Here is a 20,072-nt window from a genome sequence, read left to right as displayed (position 1 = left end):
GGAACGCCATGCGTCTGGAGAACAAGAAGGCCATCGTCACCGGTGGCGCCGGCGGCATCGGCCGAGCCACCTGTCTCGCGCTCGCGGCGGAGGGGGCCGACGTCGCCGTCGTCGACCTCAACACTGAGGCGGCGGAAGCCGTGGCGGCAGAGATCCGCGCGGCGGGCGGCATCGCGATCGCGATCGGCGCCGACGTGTCGCAGGAAGCGGACATCCGCCGCGTGGTCGAGACCGTCGTTGCGGAGTTCGGGACCGTGAACGTGGCGTTCAACAACGCCGGCATCATCCGCCGCTCCACGGCGGAGGAGATCGACGTCGACGAATGGGACCTGGTGTTCGGGGTCAACGTGCGAGCGATCTACCTGATGTGCAAGCACGTGGTGCCGATCATGCGCGCCGCGGGCGGTGGCTCGATCGTGAACACCGGCTCCGGATGGGGCCTCAAGGGCGGCGGTCGTGCGCTGTCGTACTGCGCCTCCAAGGGCGCGGTCGTGAACATGACGCGTGCGCTCGCGATCGACCACGGGCCTGACGGCATCCGCGTCAACTCGGTGAACCCGGGCGACGTGAACACGGGGATGCTGCGCGATGAGGCTCGCCAGCTGGGCGAGGACACCGACGCGTTCCTCGCCGAGGCGGCGGATCGCCCGCTTCGCCGCATGGGGGAGCCGCGCGAGATCGCGCAGGCCGTGGTCTGGCTCGCGAGCGATGATTCGAGCTACGTGACCGGCTCCGCCCTGGTGGTGGATGGCGGCGGCATCGCCTGATCGCCCCCGGCCGGTGCGGCAAGACGAAGGTCCGGGACACCCGCGTGCGGATGTCCCGGACCTTCGCGGTTGACCGCTGCTCAGCCGCGGCGCGTGCGCGCCCGAGCGCGCACCGCCAGGGCTCCGATCAGGAGCAGGAGCGCGGCCAGCGCGGTGGGAAACGCGAGAGACGACGCGTCCGTGCCCGTCGACGGCAGATCGGGTGTCGCGCTCGGTCCCACCGGACCCGTGGACCCGGGAACGGGCGGGGTGCTGCTCGGCGCATCCGTGGGCTGCGTTGTGGGTGCCGTGGTCGGAACGCCCGTGGGCTCGCCGGTGGGTTCCGTGGTGGGTTCCCCGGTCGGTTGCGTCGTGGGCTCTCCGGTCGGTTCCGTGGTCGGCTCCGTTGTCGGTTCCGTGGTGGGTTCCGTCGTCGGTTCCTCCGTCGGTGTCCCCGTCGGCGTCGGCGACAGGGATCCGACGGTCACCGTGGCCGTGTTCGACGCGGTCGTCCCGTTGGAGGACGACACCGTGAACACGGCTGTCGCGATCGCGTCCGCCACACCCGCGGCCGGGGTGAACACGACGATCCGCGAGCGCACATCGGGTCCACCGGCCCGCGCGACGAGCGCAAGCAGTCGTGCGAACGGCCCCGGCTCGTCGGTATCGGCGAGGTCCCAGCGGCCAAGCGCCGGATCATCCGGCTGGATCGCCACGGTGGCGGTCGCGGGTGCGCCACCGGTGAGTGTGCCGGCGGAGTAGGTCAGGACGAGCTCGACCGCGCGACCCGGTTCGGTGTCCGCCGCGCTCGCGCTCGCGGTGGCCGGCGTCGCGGGCGAGGTCACCGTGACCGTGAGGTTCGCTTCAGCGGTCGTGCCGTTGCTGGAGGTCACGAGGTAGGTCGCCGTGACCGTGGCGTCCGTGATCGCTGCCGCGGGGATGAACGTGATGTCGGAGCCCGACACCGTCCACGTCCCCGCCGCGGGATCGGCGGGCGTCACGGTGAGCTCAGCCGTGGCGGGCAGCCCGCCCAGCTCGGTTCCGGCCGAGAACACCGGCGACAGCGTGACCGCTGCGCCTGCGTCGGTGGCGGCCTGTGCATCCTCTGCGGTCGCGGCGACCGCAGAGGCGGGTGCGCCGAGGCGGAACGACGCCACCACCGCGCGATGATTGCTCGCCCACGCGTTGCCGATCACGTTCGTCTTCGAGGGCCAGCCGGCCACCACGGTGTTGGCGCCGTCGAGGGTGAGGGGTGCGCCGGCGAAATGCACGTAGTCGATCCGATCCTGCGGCTGCGGCGAGCCGTTCGGCCGGGTGTCGATGATCGGCGACCACGTGTCGCCGCGCTCGGCCGCGTCGGGGTGTGCGAGACGGAACGCGTCGGTCAGCCCAGCCGCGGCGAAGGCCGCCGGCACCGGCCAGTCCACGCCACCGGTGACACAGTGCGCGTCCGCGGTGGCATCCGTCCAGTCGGCGCCGGACGAGGACTGCAGATCGCCGAGGACGATCACCGGAGTGCGCGCGGCAACGGCGAGGTCGTCCCGCAGCGAGCGGGACACCGCCTCCGTCTGTGCGAAGCGGAGCGTGGCACGCTCTGCGGCGATGAGCGCGCCGGGATCGGCGGGGGACGCGTCACAGGCGGCATCCGGTCCGTACCCGCCGGCATCCAGAGCCACGCTCCAGACGCGGACGTCCTGTCCGAGCACGTCGGCGGTGGCGCCGAAGGCGGGGGCGTCCTCCTCGGCCGCCGTGTCGGCCGTCAGCGGATACGGGGAGAGGATGCCGGTGTCACCCGGGCCCTCCAGGGCGTGCCATCCGAGGGCTGCGGCCAGCTGTGACGCACCGGAGCCGCCGTCGTGCTGCACCCCGATCACATCGAAGCCGTTCTCGGCGATGACCGCGAGGTTCTTCAGACGGGCATCATCCACGTGTGACCCGCCGTCCCACAGATTCCAGGTGACGGCATCCAGCGCCACCGGAGCACCCGCCTCGACGCCGGGCACCTCCACGCTGATCAGCGAGGTGGTGGTTCCGTCGCTCGCGGACACGAGGATCCAGCCCGGGACGTCGACCGCCGCCGCCGGCACCGTTCCGGTCACGGTTCCGTCGGCACTCACGTTCAGCCAGTCGTCCCCGTCCGCCTTCGTGAACGTCGGCGCTCGGCCGTTCCACAGCCCGGCCACGGACTGGGAGATGGATTCGCCGACGCGGCCGGTCGGTGCGCGGAACACACCCGAGACGAAGCCCTTCGCGAGCGTCGAACCGTCGGTCGTCGCGGGGCGCGCGGCCCAGACCGCGTAAAGGGTGACGACGGCGTCCGGGGTGACGGCAAGGTCTGTGACGCTGTCGGCATCGGCGTACACGATCGGGCCGGTGGGGGTTGCCGCCCACCCCTGGAACAGGAACCCGTTGCGCGTGAAACCGTTCTTGTTCAGCGACGCGGTCTGTCCGCCCACCAGCTGCTGGGACGCGGTCGAGCCGCCGGTCGCGCCGTTGCCGTCGAAGGCGATCGTGTACTGCAGCGGCTTCTGCGCGGCGTAGTCCGCGGCCACCTGAGAGGCGGGGACGACGTCGTTGTAGAAGCTCAGCGTGTCGATGAGGGCGTTCGTGTACCCGTCGGCGGAGTCGGTCTCGCTGCCGCTGAAGCCGCCGATGTTGAACGCCAGCCCGCTGGCGAACCTGGTGTTCGCGGTGACGTATCCCGCGGGAGAGGTCGCCGTGAGAGCGCCGTCGGTGTAGACCTTCACCTGGTTCGCCGTGCGATCCACCGTGACGGCGACGTGGTGCCAGGTGCCCTTCAGATTGGGCGTCGCACCGTTCAGGTACTCCTTCGTGCCGCCCGGAGTCTGTCCCCAGCACGCCTGCAGTACGCCCGGTGTGGTCTGGTTGTAGAGCGTGATCCCCGCGTTGTTGCACGAGACGAAGTTCTGGTTGCTCATCAGGGTGCCGTAGGACGTGCGGCTCTGCAGCTGCATCCAGAACGTGTACGAGAAGCTCGCCGAGGCGTCGGTCTTGCCGGCCACCAGCGGCAGCTTCACATAGTTCTTGCCGGACGAGACCGCCACAGCTGTGCCGCTCACGCCCGAGGTGTAAGCAGGAGTCCCGACCCAGCTGGCATCCAGTCCATTGCCGGAGACGTCCGTGATGGCCGCGCCTTGGTCTTCGTCGAAGGTGTAGGTGGCAACAGGGGTCACCGTGGCGGCGGCCTGGACGGGCGATGCCGCGGGCCCCGTCACCGCCAGCACGGTGGCGATCGCCGTCGCCGCCAGTGCACCGAGCACGCGGCGTCGCGTGCCGTGGAGTGTCACGCTCATCTCTGTTCTCTCCGATCCGTCTCAGAAGCCGAGCTGGGCGACGCGGCCGGCATAGCGGTGCACCCACCCGGTGCTGGTGTCGGCGGTGATGACCACGTCGTAGTAACCGTTGTCGGTCGGCCAGACGAGCTCGGCGCTCTCGCCGGGCTTGACCCACACGCGCCGCGCTTCGCCGGCGAAGTCGTTCGGCACCACGTTGTAGTGCACCGGCTGGCGGCCGTCGTTGTGCAGCTGCACCGTCACCGTGGGCTCGGATCCTCCGACGAGGTCGACGTCCACACGGGGTACCCCGGCGTTGTTCTGTCCCGCCGGGATGACGGTTCCTGCGTGGGAGCGGACGAATCCGTCCGGTCCGTACACCGAGAACGCGTAGCGGCCCTCGGTGGCCGTGGCGTCCCAGGTGTGCGTGCGTGGGTTCGCCGCCGAGACGGTGTAGGGCGTGTTGCTGAACGGCAGGTGGCGGTCGGGGAAGGCCTGCAGGCTCACGGCCTTGCCGTCGGGTCCTCCCGCGAGGCTCAGCGTCGCCGTAACCGTTCCCGCCGCGCGGTCTTCGGTGAATGTGCCGTGCGGGTGGTATGACAGCGGGCGTGCCGTCAGCGTGCCGCCGTCCCACTTGTCCGCCTCGGGAACCTGTGTGCTGATGGTGCCGCCGGCGCGGGCGATCTGGACGAGCGCATCGGTGTCCGGGAGCGACGGGACATCGAAGATCGGGTTCTGGAAGTCCATCGCGCTCGTCAGGTCGCCGCTGATGGCGCGGCGCCAGTCGGTGATGGTCGTCGAGCGCGCGGGGGTTCCGATGGCGGCCGTCCACGTCTCCAGGAACCGGATGATCGAGGTGTGATCGAACGTCTCGGTCCCCACCCAGCCGCCGCGCGTCCACGGGGAGACGAGGATGGTGGGGATGCGGGCGCCGTAGCCGAGCGGCGTGGAACCGGAGTACTCGCCCTCGGTGCCCGGCTCGGCGAACGGCGGGAGCACGTGGTCGAAGTAGCCGTCGTTCTCGTCGAAGGTCATGATCAGCAGGGTGCTGTTCCAGATCTCCTCGTTGCTCTGCAGCGTGGAGATGACCCGGTTGCAGAAGTGCGCGCCGTGCTCCGGGTTGGCCGAGGGATGCTCCGACCAGCTGTAGGGCGCAACCACCCAGCTCACCTGGGGGAGGGGGAACTCCGCTCCGGGGCGGCATGCCGCGATGAAGTCGCGGAGCACGCCGTCCAGGTTGGTATCGCTGTCATTGTTCGGCACGCCGGTGCTCTTGTAGGGCGCCGAACCTGCGCGCCACACCAGTCCCGTTCCCGGTGCGTTCTTGACGGGATCGTTGCGATTGGCGATGTCGGTGGCCGTCGACCCCGATGTCGTGAACGATGCGAAGCCGCGGATGGGGTTGTCGGTGTAGTCGCCGACCCAGCTCGAGCCGTTGTTGGTGTTGTCCACGTAGATCCGCCAGGAGACGCCGGCGTCCTGGAGCGCTTCGGGGTAGGTCTGCCAGGCGCGCATGCCGTTGGATTCACCGCCGTTGCCCGTGCCGCCGCCGGATGTCCCCGTCCACGCGTAGAGCCGGTTGGGCGTGGTGGGACCCATGACGGAGCAGTGCCAGTTGTCGCAGATCGTGTATGCGCTGGCCAGTGAATACTGCCAGGGCAGCTCTTCGCCGCTCAGGTAGTTCATCGTGCTCGCACCCTTGGCCCCGATCCAGTTGTTGTAGCGGCCACCCGCCCAGGCGCCCGTGCCGCCGGAGTAGGAGTGGTCGAGCCCCGTGGTGGAACCGGCCACCGTGGTGACCCGGTTCGGCCGGACGAACGAGGTGCCGGAGGGCTGCGAGAAGACGTCGGTGCCGTTCTGGAAGCGCAGCGCCTGCTTGTCGTTGTGGCCGCGCACCCCCGGGAGAGCGCCGTAGTAGTGGTCGAACGACCGGTTCTCCTGCATCAGCACGACCACGTGCTTGATGTCGGTGATGTCCCCCGCGAAGCCGTCGGGGAGCACCGCGCGAACGCGGGATGCCGCCGCGGGAGCGGCGTTCGCGGCGGCTGCCTGCGCGGCGGACGCCGGCGTGCTGGAGGCCGTGACACCCGCGACCCCCGCCGCAGCGGCGGCGCCCATGAGGCCGAGCGCCTTCAGCATGCCGCGACGAGAGAGACCGGAGCGCAGGATCTGGTCGGGAACGGTCTTCGCGCGCTCGTAGGGATCGGGGGTGAAGGGGGTGGGCTCGCTGGACATCCGAACTCCTGAATCGGGGCGTGAAGGGGGACCTCACGACACCAGCAACCGAATCCGAACGCCGGGTGAACGCCGGTCGTCATCCGTATGGCGTGCGCGCAGTCCACGCGCCGAGTGCGCACACTGGGCTGCCTCGGTGCCGGCGACGGTCAGATGGCGCTGCGGATCGGGGCGCCGGCGTCGATTTCGAAGGCGATCACGCCGGCGCGATAGCGATCCACCCCGATCTCCACCAGGCGCCCGTCTGCGGTGACCGTGGTTCGTGACACCTGCAGCAGCGGACTCGAGCGGCGGACGCCGAGGAGGGCGGCCTCGTCCGTGGATGCCGCGGACACCTCGATGCGATGGTTCGTGGCGGCGACCACGATGCCCGCGTCGGCGAGTGCCTGGGTGGTGGAGACCACGTCGTCGGCGAACTCGGCCACCACGGGAGCCAACCACGGCGCCCAGGTCGATCGTTCGACCATGACGGGGCGCTCGTCCAGAGTCCGTACTCTGACGAAGCGTTCCAGCGGCTCGCCCAACCGGATTCCGAAGCGCTGAGCCTCGCGCGCTGTGGCTGCGCCCGTCTCCCGGCTGGCGATCCGGCCGCCGGGCACGCGGCCGCCGGCGAGTGCCCATTCCGCGAACGACTGCATGCGGGCGAATCCCTGCGTGCGGCGGGCGTCGAGCACGATCCAGCCATCCCGCGGCCGGGCCTCGACCAGAGACAGGCGCGCGAGGCGCGCCAGCGCGCCCCGGATGACGCTGCGCGTCGCGCCGTACTGGCCTCCGAGCGCGGCCTCGCTCGGCAGCCGCTCGCCCATCGGGAACTCTCCCGCAACGATGCGCCGCCGGAGGTCCGCGCTGATGCGCGCCGTCTGCGTCGGCGCTTCGCCGTCGCGTCGGGTGCTCGCGCCCTCCTGAGATGCCACGCTCGGATGCTACCCGCCTCGTCGGCGCCTCGACGACGGAGGCGGCCGGAAGGCGCAGCGCCGGACGATAGGCTCGAGCAGTGATGACCCCCGACGCCGCCCCGCGCTCCGCGCGATCGATCATCCTGTACCTCGTGATCGGCCTGGCGGCGGGATTGCTATCGGGCCTGTTCGGGGTGGGCGGTGGCACGGTGATCGTCCCGCTGCTGGTGATGCTCCTCGCCTTCGACCAGCGCATCGCCGCGGGCACATCGCTCGCCGCCATCGTCCCCACCGCCACCGTCGGGGTGATCTCCTACGCTGTCGGCGGCAACGTCGCCTGGATCCCCGCGCTCATCCTGGCTGCCGGGTCCGTCGTGGGGGCGCAGATCGGCACCGCCCTGCTGCCGCGCATCTCCCAGACCGCGTTGCGCTGGGGCTTCGTCGCCTTCGTGGTGCTGGTGATCATCAGCCTGTTCTTCGTGGTGCCCTCGCGCGATGCGGAACTCCACGTCACCTGGCTCACCGGGCCGGGACTCGTGCTCTTGGGCCTGGTCACCGGAGTCCTTGCGGGCCTGCTGGGCGTCGGCGGTGGCGTCGTGGTGGTGCCGCTGCTCATGCTGTTGTTCGGCGCCAGCGATCTCATCGCCAAGGGCACCTCGCTGCTCATGATGATCCCGACCGCACTGTCCGGCACGATCGGAAACGTCCGGCGCGGAAACGTCGATCTGCTCGGCGGCGTGCTGATCGGCCTGGCCGCGTGCTGCACGACGGCGGTCGGGGCGTTCTTCGCGAGCCACATCGATCCGTGGCTGGGCAACATCCTGTTCGCGGTGTTCATGGTCTACATCGGTGCCCAGATGGCGATCAAGGCCATCCGCGGCCGGAACCAGGACTGACGCGGTCCGCAGCGCTGACGCCGGGCCGCCGACACCGCCACCACAGCCCCGACGCCATGACCGACCACTGACACCGCACCGGAGACCCCCGAGACCATGACCGCCAGCACCGGCACCACGCCCGCGCCCACCGCCGTCCCCACTCGCGTGGATGCCGTCATCTTCGACTGCGACGGCGTCATCGCCGACTCCGAGGGGCTCACCAACGAGGTGCTGCGGGGGATGCTGGCGGAGCTCGGCTGGCAGCTCACTCGCGAGGAGTGCCTGGCGGAGTTCGCGGGGCATGCCCTGATCGACCGCGCTGACGTGATCGAGCAGCACACAGGTGTGCGCATCGACCACGACTGGATCGTCCGGTTCCGGGCCGGCCGCGACGAGGCGCTGCGCGCACACCTGCAGCCGATCTCCGGCGCCGCCGAGGCCGTGCGTGCCGCGGCCCGACGTTTTCCGCGCGGGATCGCGCTGGCCAGCGGTGCGGATCGGGCGAAGATCGAGCTGCAGCTGGACATGCTGGGCCTGGCCGATGCGTTCGGAGCCCAGGTGTTCTCGGGGCTCGAACAGCCGCGCACGAAGCCTGCGCCGGATGTCTATCTTTCGGCGATGGCCGCGCTGGGGGTGGAGCCCGCGTGCACCGTGGTGGTGGAGGACACGGTCGCCGGGGTGACAGCGGGTGTGGCGGCCGGGGCACGCGTGTGGGGCTATGCCCCGGGCGATGCCACCCACACCCCGGCCGAGCGCCTGCTCGCGGCCGGGGCGGACGTCATCATCACCGATATGGCCGATCTCGTCGCATCGATCCTCGACCGGGGCTGAGCCGTTTTCCCCGGCCCGCGCGGAGGGCGCCGGAGAGCGGGTCGGTAGGATGGCGGGGTGAGTGTGAATCCGGATCTGGTCGGGCGTGTGTTCCCGCCGACCGCCCCCTATCTCGTCGGTCGTGAGAAGGTGCGCGAGTTCGCGCGCGCCACGTTCGCCACCGCAGCGCAGCACGTTGACCCCGAGGCCGCGCGTGCGCTGGGTTACGCGGATGTCGTCGCACCGCCGACCTTCGCCATGGTGATCCAGGACCGCACCATGCAGCAGTTGCTCGAGCTGGAGGACTCCGGCATCGAGCTGCACCGTCTCGTGCACGCCGAACAGCGCTTCAGCTACTCGCGCCCGATCGTCGCCGGCGACGAGCTGGTGGCACAGCTGGCCGTCACCGGAATCCGCACTCTCGGCGGCAACGCCATGGTCACGAGCGAAGCCACGATCACCGATGCGCAGGGCGCGCACGTCGTTACCGCCACATCCGTGCTGCTGGTGGGAGGAGGAGCCGAATGACCGCGTTCGAGAAGGGCGATGTGATCGCTCAGCGCAGCGTGCACCTCACTCGCGACAGCCTGGTGAAGTACGCCGGGGCGTCCGGGGACTTCAACCCGATCCACTACCGTGACGACATCGCCGCCGAGGTGGGCCTTCCCGGCGTGCTCGCGCACGGCATGCTCACCATGGGCATCGCCGTGAACACCGTGGCCGAGGCGATCGGCGACACCGGCCGGATCACCGACTACGGCGTGCGGTTCACTCGTCCTGTGGTCGTGGACGCCGCCGAGGGCGCGCACCTGGACATCACCGCCGTGGTCGGTGCGGTGCTGGAGGGCGCCGTGCGCATCGATCTCACGGTCAAGCACGGCGAGACCACCGTGCTGGGCAAGGCGCAGCTCACGGTCCGCACGGACGCGTGAGCATGGCGGAGATCACCCCGATCCCGCTCAGCGAGCTCACCACCCTGCGTTCGGGCGGCGTGCCCGCCCGGATGATCGACGCGCACACGCGCCAGGAGCTCGTCGACGCGCTCCGCGAGACCTGGGCATCGGGCGAGCCGTGGCTGGTGCTGGGCGGCGGCTCGAACCTGTTCGCCGGTGACGGCGAACTCGATCACACCGTGATCCGTGTGCGCACCACGGGCATCGAGCGATTGGACGACCCCGCCGACGGCGTCGCCCGCATCCGCGTGCAGGCCGGCCACGGCTGGGACGATCTCGTGGGCTGGACGGTGGAGCACGGGCTCGCCGGCATCGAGGCGCTCTCCGGCGTCCCGGGAACCGTGGGCGCGGCGCCGGTGCAGAACATCGGGGCGTACGGGCAGGAGATCGTCCAGACCCTGGTCGGCGTGGAACTCATCGACGAGTCCACCGGCGAGGTGTCGGAAGTTCCCGCCGCGGAGCTGGGGCTGGGTTTTCGGACCTCGGTGCTCAAGAGCCACTACGGCTCGGTGGCTGAGCGCGACGCGGTGATCCTGAGCGTCACCCTGGATCTCGGCGTGGTCGGGGACGCCGCGCTGTCCATCCCGCCCGGCCAGCTGCGCACTGCGCTGGGGCTGGGGGACCACGAGTCGATGACGCTGGCGGAGGTGCGCCGTGCCATCCTGTCGATCCGGGCGCGCAAGGGCATGGTGCTCGATCCCGCCGATCCCGATACGAACAGCGCCGGGTCGTTCTTCCAGAACGCCATCGTTCCGGAGGATTTCGCCCGGACGCTGCCGGCTGACTGCCCGCGCTGGCCCGTGGCCGCCGACAGCGGCACGGCGACGGCGACGGCCATTCCGCTGGCGGCATATGACGGAACGGTGCCCCCGATCGTCGCTGCGACTCAGGACGTCAAGGTCAGCGCGGGATGGCTCATCGAGCACGCCGGGGTGGCCAAGGGATTCCGGCTTCCGGGATCGCGAGCCGGTCTGTCCACCAAGCACACGCTCGCCCTCACCAACCGGGGCGGTGCCTCTGCCGAGGAGATCGCGGAGCTGGCGCGGTTCGTCCGTGCCCGCGTCCAGTCCGAGTTCGGCCTCACGCTGCAGCCCGAGCCGATCCTCGTCGGCGTGGAGCTCTAGCTTTCATAGCGCGCGAATGGCTCCTATCCCGCCCGGATAGGAGCCATTCGCGCACTACGAAGGCTTATCCCCGCCGAGTGGCCCCGACGATCGCGGCGATGAGATCGGCCTGCGGCACATCGGCGCTGAAGCTGCCGTTGTTGCGACCGTGGCGTAGCACCTCGACACGGTCGGAGATCGCCTGCACGTCGGCGAGGTTGTGGCTGATGAACACGACACCGAGGCCCAGTTCGCGCAGTCGCTCGATGTGGGTCAGCACCTCGGCCGTCTGCGCCACGCTGAGCGACGCCGTCGGCTCGTCCAGGATGACCAGGCGCGGCTGACCGATGAGCGTGCGGGCGATCGCCACGGCCTGGCGCTGTCCGCCGGAGAGGTCACGCAGCGGGCTGCGGATGGAGGGGATGTGCGCGGCCAGGTCGTTGAGCGCGGCGCGCGTGGCGACCTCCATCTCGCCCTGTTGCATCCAGCCGCCGCTGCCGCGCAGCTCCCGGCCCAGGAACACGTTCGCCGTGACATCGAGGTTCTCGCAGACGGCGAGATCCTGGAACACGGTGGCAATTCCCAGGGCGTGCGCGTCGGAGGGGGAGGAGATCTCCCGTACCTCTCCGTCCACCCTGATCTCGCCCGCGGTGGGGATGAGCGCGCCCGCGATGATCTTCGCCAGGGTGGACTTGCCGGCCGCGTTGTCGCCGACGAGTCCGACCACTTCACGGGCGTGGACGGTGAAATCGACGTCCTTCAACGCCTCCACGGCACCGAACTGCTTGGTGACGGCGCGCATGTTCAGCAGCGGCGGTGCCGGCTGCGCTGCCGGCGTCGAGACGGGGAGACTCATGCTCGCTCCTCGAGAAGGGACGTGGAATCCGTGGACTGCAACACCATGATGGTGGCGCCGACCAGTTCGGCGTCGGTGCCGAACGCGGAGGGAACCGGGTCCTGGAAGGAGTGCAGACCCGCGGGCGTGTGCGCACGAAGCGCATTGGTGAAGGGGACCATGAAGATCGGCCCGGCCTCCGTGAGCTCCCCGCCGACGCTGACGACCGCGGGGGAGATGGCGCGACCGAGACCCGCCACCACGGTTCCGATCGCGGAGGCGGCATCGGCGATCACGCGCGCGCAGCCGGGGTCCCCAGCCGCCGCCTGGACGATGACGTCACGAAAGCTCAGCTGGCCGTAAGTGGCTCGCAGCGGCTCGAGGATGGCATCGGCGCCGGCGACGGTGTCCAGGCAGCCGCGCTGACCGCACCGGCAGATGGCTCCGGCAGGGTCCACCTGCACATGCCCGATTTCGCCCGCTGCACCGTCGTGACCTCGGTGGATGCGGCGGTTGATCATGATGCCAGCGCTGGTGGCGTGCGACGCGCGCACGAACACGCTCTCCGCGGCGTCTCGTGCCGAACCGCGAATCGACTCGGCGAGGGCCGCGAGATTCGCGTCCTTCTCGACGAACACCGGGCAGGCCAGGCGCCGGCTCATGACCTCCGCAAGCGGCTCGCCCTCCCACCGGCGCATGATGCCGCGCAGCGCGACATGACCGGTGGCCGGGTCAACGGGAACCGGGACAGCGATGCAGACGCCGATGAGGTCGTCCGCCTCTGCGGCGATCATGCCGAGCATGTCCACGATCAGCAGTGCGATGCGGTCGAGCACCGTGTCCTCGGCGTGATCGGCGGCGAGCGGCATGGAGCGCTCCGCCAGCGAGGTCTGGTTCACGTCGCTGAGGCGCACCCGCATCGACCGGGTCCCCACGTGCACGGCGCCGACCACCCCCGTGCGGCGGGCGATGGTGACCAGCTGGGCCCGGCGGCCGCTGCGCGAGGTGGGATGGGTCTCCACCATCCCCGACTGGGAGAGGTCCTTCACGATGGCCGACACCGTCGCCGCGGAAAGACCGGTCGCTTCGGCGAGCTCAACCTGCGTGAGCCCGCCGAAGCGCTTGATCGTGTCAATGATCTTCGCGGCGTTTGCCTCGCGAAGTCCTGACTGGGATCCGGCCGGCCATCTGCTCACAGCGCGAGCCTATCGCGGCCACCGGTGCGAACCCGGATCAGCGTGCGGCCCCCGCGCGACGCTTGTTCCAGACGTCGAAGGCCACGGCGATGAGGAGAACGAGGCCCTTCACCACCTGCTGCGTCGCCTGGTCCAGACCCATCAGCTGCATGCCGTTGCTCATCACGGCCATGATGAGGCCACCGATGATCGCGCCGCCCACGCGGCCGACACCGCCGGTGACCGCCGCGCCGCCGATGAAGCAGGCCGCGATGGCGTCCAGCTCGAACATGTTCCCCGCGCCGGGCTGAGCGCCGTTGGTGCGAGCGGAGAACACGATGCCGGCGATGCTGGCGAGCAGGCCCATGTTGACGAAGATCCAGAAGTTGACCTTCTTCACCTTCACACCGCTGAGCAGGGCTGCGTTGAGGTTGCCGCCGATGGCGTAGACATGACGGCCGAACACCGTCTTCTGCGTGATGATCGAGTACACGATGATCAGCACGGCGAGGATGATCAGCACGAACGGGAGTCCACGGCTGCTGGCCAGCTGGAAGCCGAACCACATCACCACGGCGGCCACCGCGACGAGTTTCAGGATGAACCACGGCAGGCCCTCGACGGTCTGCTGGTAGGCGATCTTGCCGCGACGGGCGCGGATCTGCGAGACCACGTAGCCCACCACGCCGATCCCGAAGATCACCAGCGTAAAGGTGTCGACCCCGTAGCCGCCCAGGAGACCGTTGAAGAAGCCGTTGGCGATCTGGTAGTACTCGCCGCCGAAGGGCGACAGCGACACGTTGTTGAGCACCAGGAAGGTGAGGCCGCGGAACAGCAACATGCCGGCGAGCGTCACGATGAAGGCGGGAATGCCCACATACGCCACCCAGAAGCCTTGCCAGGCGCCCACCACGATGCCGACGGCCAGGGCGGCGAGCACGCCGACCCACCACGGCTGCTGACCCTTGATCACGATCACGGCGGCCACCGCTCCGGTGAGCGCCACCACCGATCCCACCGAGAGGTCGATGTGGCCGGCGATGATGACGATCACCATGCCGATGGCGAGGATCAGGATGTAGGAGTACTGCAGGACGATGTTGGTGAGGTTGCCCGGCGAGAGGAAGGTCGGGTTCAGGATCGCGAAGAAGATCACGATCGCCACGAACGCGACGACGATGCCGCTCTGGCGGAGGTTCCGCGTCACGAGGCTCGCGAGGTTGTTGACGGCGGTCATCGCTCGTTGGTCCTTTCGAGGGTCATCAGGGTCATGAGGTTCTCCTGGTCGGCGTCCGCGATGGGAACATCACCGGTGATGCGCCCGAACGCCAGGGTGTAGATGCGGTCGCAGATGCCGAGCAGCTCGGGAAGCTCCGAGGAGATCACGAGCACACCCTTTCCTGCGGCCACGAGCCTGTTGATGATCGTATAGATCTCATACTTCGCGCCGACGTCGATTCCGCGCGTGGGTTCGTCGAGGATCAGCACATCGGGCTCCGTCTGGATCCACTTGCTCAGCACCACCTTCTGCTGGTTGCCGCCGGAGAGGTTCCCGACGGTGGCCAGCACGGTGGGCGTCTTGATGTTCATGTCCGCCCGGTAGCGCTCCGCGACGGCCAGCTCCTCGTTGCCCTCGATCCAGCCACCGCGGGAGATACGCCCGAGGGATGCGGCCGAGATGTTGTGGCGGATGTCGTCGATGAGGTTCAGGCCGAAGTGCTTGCGGTCCTCGGTGGCGTACGCGATGCCTGCCGCGATCGCCTTCGACGGAGTGGAGGTGTCCACCTCGCGCCCTCGCACGAACACCTTGCCGGTGGCGCCGCGGCCATAGGTCTGGCCGAACACGCTCATGGCGAGTTCCGTGCGCCCCGCGCCCATGAGGCCGGCGATGCCGACCACCTCGCCGGCGCGCACGGTGAGGTTCGCGCCCTCGACCACGACGCGGCCGGGCTGGGTGGGGTGGTTCACCGACCAGTCCTCGATGCGGAACACCTCGTCGCCGATGTCGGGGGTGCGCTCCGGGTAGCGGTGCTCGAGATCGCGTCCCACCATGCCGCGGATGATCCGCTCCTGGGTGGAGGCGGGGTCGTGCATGTCGAGGGTCTCGATCGTGCGACCGTCCCGGATGATCGTGGTGCTGTCCGCGATCGCAGCGATCTCGTTCAGCTTGTGCGAGATGATGATCGAGGTCATGCCGTCTTCGCGGAGCCGGCGCAGCAGATCGAGCAGCTGAGCGGAGTCGGTGTCGTTGAGGGCAGCCGTCGGCTCGTCGAGGATCAGCAGGCGCACGTTCTTGGACAGCGCCTTGGCGATCTCCACGAGCTGCTGCTTGCCCACACCGAGCTGGCCCACCGGGGTGGTCGGGTTCTCGTCCAGACCGACCTGGGCCAGCAGCTTCGCGGCCTCGGCGTTGGTGCGATCCCAGTCGATGAGCCGTCCCCGGCCGCGTCGCTCGTTGCCGAGGAAGATGTTCTCCGCGACGCTGAGGTAGGGCACCAGGGCGAGCTCCTGGTGGATGATGACGATGCCGACGTGCTCGGAGTCGTTGATCGACGAGAAGCGCGCCTCCTCGCCTTCGTAGACGATCTCGCCCTCGTAGGTGCCGTGCGGGTAGACCCCGGAGAGCACCTTCATGAGGGTCGACTTGCCGGCGCCGTTCTCACCGCAGATCGCGTGGATCTCTCCCGTCGCGACTTCGAGATCGACGCCCTGGAGCGCCTTCACGCCGGGGAACGTCTTGGTGATGTCGCGCATCTGCAGGATGGGTGCGTTCATGCCGGTTCCTCCTTTCACCTGTGCGGATGCAATCGCCTGAGCGGGGGTGCGCCGCGCGTGCGACGCACCCCCGTCGGTGGCGTGCTTACTCCGCGACGCCCTTGTCGACCTCGTCCTGGGTCCAGTACCCGGAATCGACCAGCAGCTTCTGGATGTTGTCCTTGTAGACCACGTCCGACTGCAGCAGGTAGCTCGGGACCACCTTGACGCCGTTGTCGTACGTCTTGGTGTCGTTGGCTTCGGGGTCCTTGCCGGCGAGGATGTCCTCGGCGACCACCACGGACTGCTCCGCGAGCTTGCGGGTGTCCTTGAAGATCGTCGCGAACTGGACGTCCTTGTTGATCAGGCTGACCGAGGCGATCTCGGCGTCCTGACCGGAGACGATCGGCAGGCCGTCGGCCACCGTCGGGCCCATGCCGACGCCCTGGAGCGCCGTGATGATGCCGCGCGAAATGCCGTCGTAGGGCGACAGCACGCCGTCGAGCTTGGTGCCGTTGCTGTACGTGGAGGTGAGCAGGTCCTCCATGCGCTTCTGCGCCGTCTCCTGCTGCCAGCGCAGCGTCGCCGCCTGCTCGATCTTGGTCTGACCCGACGGGACCTTGATGGTGCCCTTGTCGATGTACGGCTGCAGGGTGTCGATGGCGCCCTGCCAGAAGAAGTGGGCGTTGTTGTCGTCCAGCGAGCCGGCGAACAGCTCGATGTTGAACGGCCCGGTGGCGGTGCCCTCGGAGCCGTCCTCCTTGAGCAGGCCGAGGCCCACGAGCAGCGACGTCGCCTGCTGGACACCCACCTTGTAGTTGTCGAACGTGACGTAGAAGTCGACGTTCTCGTTGTCGCGGATGAGGCGGTCGTAGGAGACCACCGGGATGTTGGCTGCGGCCGCGGCGTCGAGCTGCGTGGACAGCGCGGTTCCGTCGATGGCGGCGATGATCAGGATGTCGGCACCCTTGGTGATCATCTGGTCGATCTGCTGACCCTGCGTGGGGATGTCATCGCCCGCGTACTGCAGCTCCACCTGGTAGCCGGCGTCCTCCAGTCCCTTCTTCACGGCATCGCCGTCGGCGATCCAGCGCTCCGAGGTCTGCGTGGGCATCGAGACGCCGACGAGGACGTCGCCCTTGTCCGCCGCGCCGCCGGTGGCGCCCGAGGTCGCGTCGCCGCCGGCACCGGCACCTGCGCCGCCGCCCGCACCGCCTCCGCCACAACCGGCGAGGGTGAGCATCGCCGCGAGGCCGAATGCGGCCACTGCGTACTTCTTCTTCATTCTCTGAGCTCCTTTGCTGTGAACGTCACGCCGGTCGGCGTCCTCCGATGAAGACTCGAAGGGTCTTCATCGACGGTGAATACTCTGTTGGGTTCGAGACTCGAAGTCAAGTCGTCGATATCGTTTCGTGACTCAAACTCAACGAAATCCCTTTCATAGCGCGCAAATGGCTCCAATCCACGGGGGATTGGAGCCATTTGCGCGCTATGAAACGGATTAGGAGCGGAACAGCTCCTGCAGGCGGTGAACGCCCTCGAGAAGTGCGTCATCGCCCAGGGCGTACGAGAGACGCAGATAGCCGGACGGACCGAACGCCTCGCCGGGAACCACGGCCACCTCGACCTCGTCGAGGATGAGGTCTGCGAGCTCGAGGCTGGTGGTGGGCGTCTTGCCGCGCCAGGTGCGGCCGAGCAGGCCCGTCACGTCCGGGTACACGTAGAACGCGCCCTGCGGGGTCGGCACGGTCATGCCGTCGATCTTCGACAGCTCCGACACGATCAGCTGACGCCGGCGGTCGAACGCCAGACGGAACTGCTCCGCCTCGTCCTGCGGGCCGGTGAGGGCCGTGGCCGCCGCGATCTGGGCGATGTTGTTGACGTTGCTGGACAGGTGCGACTGCAGGTTGCCCGCCACCTTGATCGCGTCGGCGGGGCCGACCATCCAGCCCACGCGCCAACCGGTCATCGCATAGGTCTTGGCGACGCCGTTGACGAGGATGGTCTGGCCGGCGAGCTCGGGCACGGCCTCGACGATCGAGAGAGCCTTCACGTCGTCATAGGTGAGGTTCTGGTAGATCTCGTCGGAGATGACCCAGATCCCGTGCTCCAGCGCCCACTGTCCGATGGCGCGGGTCTCCTCCGGCGTGTAGACGGCACCGGTGGGGTTGGAGGGGGAGACGAACACCAGCACGGTGGTCTTGTCGGTGCGAGCGGCCTCCAGCTGCTCCACCGTGACCTTGTACTCCTGGTCGGAGCCGGCGAACACCTCGACGGGGACGCCGTCGGCCAGCTGAATGGCCTCGGGGTAGGTGGTCCAGTACGGGGCGGGAAGCAGCACCTCATCGCCGGGGTTCACCACGGCCTGGAACGCCTGGTACACCGACTGCTTGCCGCCGTTGGTGACGATCACCTGGCTCGGTGCCACCTCCAGGCCGGAGTCGCGCAGTGTCTTCGCGGCGATCGCCTCGCGCAGCACCGGCAGACCCGCGGCAGGGGTGTAGCGGAAGTTCTTGGGGTCCTTCAGCGCCTCCGTGGCGGCGTCCACGACGAACTGCGGGGTGGCGAAATCGGGCTCGCCCGCGGCGTAGGAGATCACCGGACGGCCCGCCGCCTGCAGCGACTTGGCCTTGGCATCGACCTTGAGGGTCGCAGACTCGGCGATGGCGGAAAGTTTGCGGGAGAGGGGAGCGCGCTCAGTCACACCCCGAGCGTACCGCGCAGCGCGATTTCCGTCGTGTTGTTCGTCACAGACCACGGCGAGAATGCCGGCTGCGGGCGAGGATCGACGCATTGCGCCGGCTCTCGCCCGCAGGGGAAGGTCTCGCGGAACTGATCCGGATCAGGCGTGCAGATCCGGCGACACCACGGGCGCCGCAGGCCGGGCGTCCCGGTGCACCTCGGGTAGCGAGTTCTCCAGGACGTCGGCTTCCAGCTGCGTCTTGGTGGCCTCGGCCTCCGCCACGCGCATGCGGGCATCCGCCGTGATCTGCATCCGGTCGATCCACGCCAGCGCGAGGGCCGAGAAGATGAAGGCGATGTGGATGATGACCTGCCACATCGCGCCCTCCCAGGTGATCTCGTTGCCGTGACCGCCGTCGGCGAGGCCGGGTGCGACGCCGTCCTTCATGTTCGAGACCTCGATGAAGGTCTTCAGCAGGTGGATCGAGGAGATCCCGATGATCGCCATCGCCAGCTTGACCTTCAGCACGTTCGCGTTGACGTGGCTGAGCCACTCCGGCTGGTCGGGGTGCTGTTCCAGGTTGATCTTGGAGACGAAGGTCTCGTAGCCTCCGACGATCACCATGATCAGGAGGTTGGCGATCATGGCCACGTCGATCAGTCCCAGCACCGCGAGCATGATGGTGGACTCGTTGGGGTGATGGCCGCTGACCATCGGCGTGATGACGTCGTCACCGATCAGGCCGATGAGGTCGTAGATGAAGACGACCACATACACCAGCTGCGCGACGATGAGCCCCACGTAGATCGGGGCTTGCAGCCACCGGCTGGCGAAAATGAAGGCGCCGAGCGCTCGTGCGCTGGGCCGATCGTTGTAGGTCGTCGTGCCGTGAGCGGAGTTCGCGGACTTCTGGGCGGCCACAGGTTCCCCCTGGATCTCGTTCGTTTCGGGACGATTCAGGATACGGGGTGCGGATGACCGGCGGCCGGAAGGACCGCATTCCAGCGCAGCCGGGGTGATTCTGCCGACAGGTCGCTGCGGATCCGTTCCGGGGGAGTACTCATCGGGAAGGTCGTGATGAGCCGCCCCGCCACGCTGTATGCCACCGCGGAGATCCCGGCGTTGTGCAGGATGCCGATTCGCGATGCCACGGTGCTTTCCGATGCGGGAACGTCGATGTCCAGGTGTGGTGCGTCATCGCTCAGGGCGCTGGCCATCAGCCGTGCGGCTCGTGCCAGCAGCGTCGACCCGGGCCGCCACGGGGTGAGGGCGTCGCCGGGGAGCCCGGCGGCGCGTGCGAGTTCGGAGGACAGCCACCTCTCGCGCTTGAGTCCGTACGGGGTCCGGGCGCGCGAGAGCAGATATCCGTAGCAGTGCAGGAGTCCGGCGTTGCCCATCGGCCAGGTGGCGCTGATCCCCGCGCGGCGATGCAGCGCGGCGAACAGCTCAGTGCCGATCACCGGCTCTGCGGTGTTCTCATCGATGACCGTTGACCATCCCCAGGCCGCAAACGCGCGCGCGTCCCGGTCTGAAGTGATCGATGCATCGAGCCAGCGGAGGGACGTGATGGCACGGTCGGGATCGGTGGACGCGATGACCGCCGCCTCGTCCAGGCGATGGACGTGAGTGTCGTGAGGGTCGCTGTCGGTCGGGAGATCGGAGCGCATGAGCCCACTCTAGGACGCCTGTTTCCGGCGCCCGGTCGGGTGTT

At 68.9% G+C, this 20,072-nt stretch carries 17 protein-coding genes; 6 read left to right on the top strand and 11 right to left on the bottom strand.

Going from position 1 to position 20,072, the window contains the following annotated elements:
* Positions 1-8 precede the first annotated feature (8 nt).
* Complete coding sequence (locus ACIQJ5_RS12090) at positions 9-767, top strand: SDR family NAD(P)-dependent oxidoreductase (RefSeq protein WP_402844214.1); 759 nt, start codon at positions 9-11, stop codon at positions 765-767.
* Between the two features lie 80 nt (positions 768-847).
* On the opposite strand, the gene ACIQJ5_RS12085 is transcribed toward ACIQJ5_RS12090, so the two are convergent.
* From ACIQJ5_RS12085 to ACIQJ5_RS12075, 3 genes are all read right to left on the bottom strand, one after another.
* The gene (locus ACIQJ5_RS12085; RefSeq protein ID WP_402844211.1) at positions 848-4,060 is read right to left on the bottom strand and encodes a LamG-like jellyroll fold domain-containing protein; all 3,213 of its coding nucleotides are present in this window, start codon (positions 4,058-4,060) and stop codon (positions 848-850) included.
* 21 nt (positions 4,061-4,081) lie between these two features.
* Positions 4,082-6,274 (bottom strand): alkaline phosphatase family protein, encoded by a 2,193-nt coding sequence (locus ACIQJ5_RS12080; protein ID WP_402844209.1) that lies wholly within the window; start codon positions 6,272-6,274, stop codon positions 4,082-4,084.
* Positions 6,275-6,423: 149 nt separating this feature from the next.
* The gene (locus tag ACIQJ5_RS12075; RefSeq protein ID WP_402844206.1) at positions 6,424-7,188 is read right to left on the bottom strand and encodes a GntR family transcriptional regulator; all 765 of its coding nucleotides are present in this window, start codon (positions 7,186-7,188) and stop codon (positions 6,424-6,426) included.
* Positions 7,189-7,271: 83 nt separating this feature from the next.
* On the opposite strand from ACIQJ5_RS12075, the gene ACIQJ5_RS12070 reads away from it, so the two are divergent.
* The 5 genes from ACIQJ5_RS12070 (at position 7,272) to ACIQJ5_RS12050 (ending at position 10,935) form a co-directional block, all read left to right on the top strand.
* Complete coding sequence (locus ACIQJ5_RS12070; protein WP_231091884.1) at positions 7,272-8,066, top strand: sulfite exporter TauE/SafE family protein; 795 nt, start codon at positions 7,272-7,274, stop codon at positions 8,064-8,066.
* Positions 8,067-8,162: 96 nt separating this feature from the next.
* Positions 8,163-8,879 carry an HAD family hydrolase gene (locus ACIQJ5_RS12065; protein ID WP_402844203.1) on the top strand — a complete coding sequence of 239 codons (717 nt, stop codon included), beginning with the start codon at positions 8,163-8,165 and terminating at the stop codon, positions 8,877-8,879.
* A 57-nt stretch (positions 8,880-8,936) separates the two neighbouring features.
* Complete coding sequence (locus ACIQJ5_RS12060; RefSeq protein ID WP_231091725.1) at positions 8,937-9,386, top strand: MaoC family dehydratase N-terminal domain-containing protein; 450 nt, start codon at positions 8,937-8,939, stop codon at positions 9,384-9,386.
* Positions 9,383-9,790: a MaoC/PaaZ C-terminal domain-containing protein gene (locus ACIQJ5_RS12055; RefSeq protein WP_402844198.1), complete on the top strand. Its 408-nt coding sequence runs from the start codon at positions 9,383-9,385 to the stop codon at positions 9,788-9,790. Before ACIQJ5_RS12060 ends, ACIQJ5_RS12055 begins: the two co-directional genes overlap by 4 nt.
* A 2-nt stretch (positions 9,791-9,792) precedes the next feature.
* The gene (locus ACIQJ5_RS12050; RefSeq protein WP_402844195.1) at positions 9,793-10,935 is read left to right on the top strand and encodes a UDP-N-acetylmuramate dehydrogenase; all 1,143 of its coding nucleotides are present in this window, start codon (positions 9,793-9,795) and stop codon (positions 10,933-10,935) included.
* Positions 10,936-10,999: 64 nt separating this feature from the next.
* Here the strand turns inward: ACIQJ5_RS12050 and ACIQJ5_RS12045 are convergent, their stop codons facing one another.
* From ACIQJ5_RS12045 to ACIQJ5_RS12010, 8 genes are all read right to left on the bottom strand, one after another.
* A complete protein-coding gene (locus tag ACIQJ5_RS12045) occupies positions 11,000-11,770 on the bottom strand; it encodes an ATP-binding cassette domain-containing protein (RefSeq protein WP_402844193.1) in 771 nt (256 codons plus the stop codon).
* Complete coding sequence (locus ACIQJ5_RS12040) at positions 11,767-12,945, bottom strand: ROK family transcriptional regulator (protein WP_231091729.1); 1,179 nt, start codon at positions 12,943-12,945, stop codon at positions 11,767-11,769. Before ACIQJ5_RS12040 ends, ACIQJ5_RS12045 begins: the two co-directional genes overlap by 4 nt.
* Before the next feature lie 37 nt (positions 12,946-12,982).
* Positions 12,983-14,161 carry a multiple monosaccharide ABC transporter permease gene (mmsB, locus tag ACIQJ5_RS12035; protein ID WP_402844190.1) on the bottom strand — a complete coding sequence of 393 codons (1,179 nt, stop codon included), beginning with the start codon at positions 14,159-14,161 and terminating at the stop codon, positions 12,983-12,985.
* Complete coding sequence (gene mmsA, locus ACIQJ5_RS12030) at positions 14,158-15,699, bottom strand: multiple monosaccharide ABC transporter ATP-binding protein (RefSeq protein WP_231091731.1); 1,542 nt, start codon at positions 15,697-15,699, stop codon at positions 14,158-14,160. Before mmsA ends, mmsB begins: the two co-directional genes overlap by 4 nt.
* 85 nt (positions 15,700-15,784) lie before the next feature.
* Positions 15,785-16,963, bottom strand: coding sequence for a multiple monosaccharide ABC transporter substrate-binding protein (chvE, locus tag ACIQJ5_RS12025; RefSeq protein ID WP_231091732.1), 1,179 nt, complete (start codon positions 16,961-16,963; stop codon positions 15,785-15,787).
* Between the two features lie 216 nt (positions 16,964-17,179).
* Positions 17,180-18,382: a pyridoxal phosphate-dependent aminotransferase gene (locus tag ACIQJ5_RS12020; RefSeq protein WP_402844185.1), complete on the bottom strand. Its 1,203-nt coding sequence runs from the start codon at positions 18,380-18,382 to the stop codon at positions 17,180-17,182.
* 138 nt (positions 18,383-18,520) lie between these two features.
* A complete protein-coding gene (locus tag ACIQJ5_RS12015) occupies positions 18,521-19,282 on the bottom strand; it encodes a TIGR00645 family protein (RefSeq protein WP_231091734.1) in 762 nt (253 codons plus the stop codon).
* Positions 19,283-19,317: 35 nt separating this feature from the next.
* A complete protein-coding gene (locus tag ACIQJ5_RS12010) occupies positions 19,318-20,028 on the bottom strand; it encodes an amino acid deaminase (protein WP_402844183.1) in 711 nt (236 codons plus the stop codon).
* Positions 20,029-20,072 lie beyond the last annotated feature (44 nt).

It is taken from the genome of Microbacterium sp. GXS0129 (assembly GCF_044769785.1).
Taxonomy (GTDB): domain Bacteria; phylum Actinomycetota; class Actinomycetes; order Actinomycetales; family Microbacteriaceae; genus Microbacterium; species Microbacterium nymphoidis.
The sequence above is the reverse complement of the archived record's forward strand: the minus strand, read 5'-3'. Positions and strand labels throughout refer to the sequence as shown.

What these genes read in the sequence shown, in the direction of transcription:
- ACIQJ5_RS12090 (WP_402844214.1), top strand. Translation starts at nt 9, where the DNA reads ATGCGTCTGGAGAACAAGAAGGCCATCGTCACCGGTGGCGCCGGCGGC.
- ACIQJ5_RS12085 (WP_402844211.1), bottom strand. Translation starts at nt 4,060, where the DNA reads ATGAGCGTGACACTCCACGGCACGCGACGCCGCGTGCTCGGTGCACTG.
- ACIQJ5_RS12080 (WP_402844209.1), bottom strand. Translation starts at nt 6,274, where the DNA reads ATGTCCAGCGAGCCCACCCCCTTCACCCCCGATCCCTACGAGCGCGCG.
- ACIQJ5_RS12070 (WP_231091884.1), top strand. Translation starts at nt 7,272, where the DNA reads ATGACCCCCGACGCCGCCCCGCGCTCCGCGCGATCGATCATCCTGTAC.
- ACIQJ5_RS12065 (WP_402844203.1), top strand. Translation starts at nt 8,163, where the DNA reads ATGACCGCCAGCACCGGCACCACGCCCGCGCCCACCGCCGTCCCCACT.
- ACIQJ5_RS12055 (WP_402844198.1), top strand. Translation starts at nt 9,383, where the DNA reads ATGACCGCGTTCGAGAAGGGCGATGTGATCGCTCAGCGCAGCGTGCAC.
- ACIQJ5_RS12050 (WP_402844195.1), top strand. Translation starts at nt 9,793, where the DNA reads ATGGCGGAGATCACCCCGATCCCGCTCAGCGAGCTCACCACCCTGCGT.
- ACIQJ5_RS12045 (WP_402844193.1), bottom strand. Translation starts at nt 11,770, where the DNA reads ATGAGTCTCCCCGTCTCGACGCCGGCAGCGCAGCCGGCACCGCCGCTG.
- mmsB (WP_402844190.1), bottom strand. Translation starts at nt 14,161, where the DNA reads ATGACCGCCGTCAACAACCTCGCGAGCCTCGTGACGCGGAACCTCCGC.
- mmsA (WP_231091731.1), bottom strand. Translation starts at nt 15,699, where the DNA reads ATGAACGCACCCATCCTGCAGATGCGCGACATCACCAAGACGTTCCCC.
- chvE (WP_231091732.1), bottom strand. Translation starts at nt 16,963, where the DNA reads ATGAAGAAGAAGTACGCAGTGGCCGCATTCGGCCTCGCGGCGATGCTC.
- ACIQJ5_RS12010 (WP_402844183.1), bottom strand. Translation starts at nt 20,028, where the DNA reads ATGCGCTCCGATCTCCCGACCGACAGCGACCCTCACGACACTCACGTC.